The 1,861-nt window shown below is 68.1% G+C and carries 2 protein-coding genes; one reads left to right on the top strand and one right to left on the bottom strand.

Annotated features, from left to right (window positions below; translation table 11 throughout):
* Positions 1–82: 82 nt before the first annotated feature.
* The gene (locus tag ACIF6L_RS38640) at positions 83–622 is read left to right on the top strand and encodes an SMI1/KNR4 family protein (protein WP_396491942.1); all 540 of its coding nucleotides are present in this window, start codon (positions 83–85) and stop codon (positions 620–622) included.
* A gap of 30 nt (positions 623–652) precedes the next feature.
* Here the strand turns inward: ACIF6L_RS38640 and ACIF6L_RS38635 are convergent, their stop codons facing one another.
* Positions 653–1,771 (bottom strand): IS630 family transposase, encoded by a 1,119-nt coding sequence (locus tag ACIF6L_RS38635; RefSeq protein WP_396491943.1) that lies wholly within the window; start codon positions 1,769–1,771, stop codon positions 653–655.
* Positions 1,772–1,861: the final 90 nt, after the last annotated feature.

Here is a 1,861-nt window from a genome sequence, read left to right as displayed (position 1 = left end):
CTAGTGCTGTGACCGCATAGGTTCGCCGGGTCGCCCTTGCAGCGGTTGGATGTGTGGCACGTCCATCTGATTGGAGGCAGCCATGCACGAAGCCGTCGAGCAGCTCGCCCGGATCCTTCCCGGCCCCCACCGAAGCGAGGCCAAGAACTGGTCCGCGGTCGAGAGTGCGCTCGGGACCGGGCTGCCTGCTGACTACAAGGAGTTCATCGAGGCCATCGGGGGCGGTTACCTCGACGGCTACCTGTACGTCCTGGAGCCTGACTGCCCCAACGTGCACTACGACCTGGCCGAGACCTCGGAGGAACGCGCAGACGCCTTCGAGTACCTCTGGGACGGCGGAGAGGAGCGCCCTGACGAGCTCAACGACACCGGCGCGCGCCTCATCCCGTTCGCAACGACCGACAACGGAGAGTTCCTCTTCTGGCTGGCTAGGCCTGGCCAGGACGCCGACGAGTGGACCGTGATGGTCAACGAGGCCCGGGGGGACTGGTGGGAGCGCTTCGATCTCACCTTCGTTCCGTTCCTCCTCGGTGTCCTCACCGGAGCGCTTCGCTCGGACATCCTCAGCAGCGGCTTTCCCTCCACACCGAGCACCTTTGAGTCGTTCAACCTGCTCGGTTAGTGCCTTGGCGCCGTGGGTTCACCAAATTGGTCAGGCTGCGGCAAGTGGGCGTCCGCCCCAGCGGATGCCCTTCTCACTGCGGATGCGGGCGCGTTCGCGGCGTTGGGCGGTGAGGACGTCGGGGTGGCGGGCGTTCTTGTTGCGCCAGCGCAGGTAGGCGTGCAGGGCCCGGGTCTGGACGGTGTGGTTGCGGTGGTGGGAGTTCGCGACGGTGAACTGCCGCAGTGACCCGAAGTGGGCCTCGATCGGGTTGGCCCAGGACGCGTAGGTCGGGGTGAAGCACAGCTCGACGCGGTTCTTCCTCGCCCAGCGCCGGATGGTCTCGCCCTTGTGGGCGGACAGGTTGTCCAGGATGACGTAGATCGGGGCGCCGTCCGGGCGGGCCGCACGGATCGTCCGGAGCGCGGCCAGGGTGTTGTCGGCGCCCTTCTTGCGGTGGTTGACGCCCCAGAGGGTGTCGTCGCCGATCGAGTAGCAGCCGTGGAAGTACCGGACGCCGTGGGTGCGGTGGTAGGTCGCGGGGTGCCGCTCGGGGTGGCCGGCGGGTGCCCAGCCGGAGCCGCCGGTGGGGCGGATGCCGAGCGGCCCGAACTCGTCGAACGCGAAGACGCGGTCGGGGAAGCTGTCCAGGACGTGCTCGATGCGGTCGAGCTTGGTGTCGCGGTTGGGGTCCGGGGACTCTTTCCAGGTCTTGGTGCGCTGGAAGGTGATGCCGCGGCGGGCGAGCAGGCACCGTAATGCCTCGCGTCCGATGCGGATGACGCGGCCGTGAACTTTGCGGAGGTAGCCGGCGAGTTTGCGGACGGACCAGCGGGTGAAGGGCTGGCCGAGCTTGGTCGGTCGGGTGGTGGCCGTCAGGACGACGAAGTCCTCGTCGTCAGGACTGAGCAGGCGGGGACGGCCTCCCGCCCAACGAGGGTCCAGAGCGGCCAGGCCGATCTCGTTGAACCGATGGATCACGTCGCGGACGGTGTCCTCGTCGGCCTGCACCAGCTGGGCGATCACCGGCACCCGGTTCCCGCCAGCCGAGGCCAGCAGAATCATCGCCCGCCGGAACCGCACCGAACTGGTGCTGCCCCGACGCACGATCTGCTGCAGCTTCTGCCCCTCCTGGTCGGTCAACCTGCGCACACGGACAGGCTCAGCCACGACACCCCCAACGGTTGGACGGACGGACGCCACCGCACATCCAACCGCTGGCACCGCCAACCCGGCGAACTTTCCCGGTCAGAGCACTAG

This window comes from Kitasatospora sp. NPDC086009, assembly GCF_044540385.1.
GTDB lineage: Bacteria > Actinomycetota > Actinomycetes > Streptomycetales > Streptomycetaceae > Kitasatospora.
Note: the sequence above shows the minus strand (reverse complement) of the source record. Positions and strands in the feature narration are given on the sequence as shown.

What these genes read in the sequence shown, in the direction of transcription:
- ACIF6L_RS38640 (WP_396491942.1), top strand. Translation starts at nt 83, where the DNA reads ATGCACGAAGCCGTCGAGCAGCTCGCCCGGATCCTTCCCGGCCCCCAC.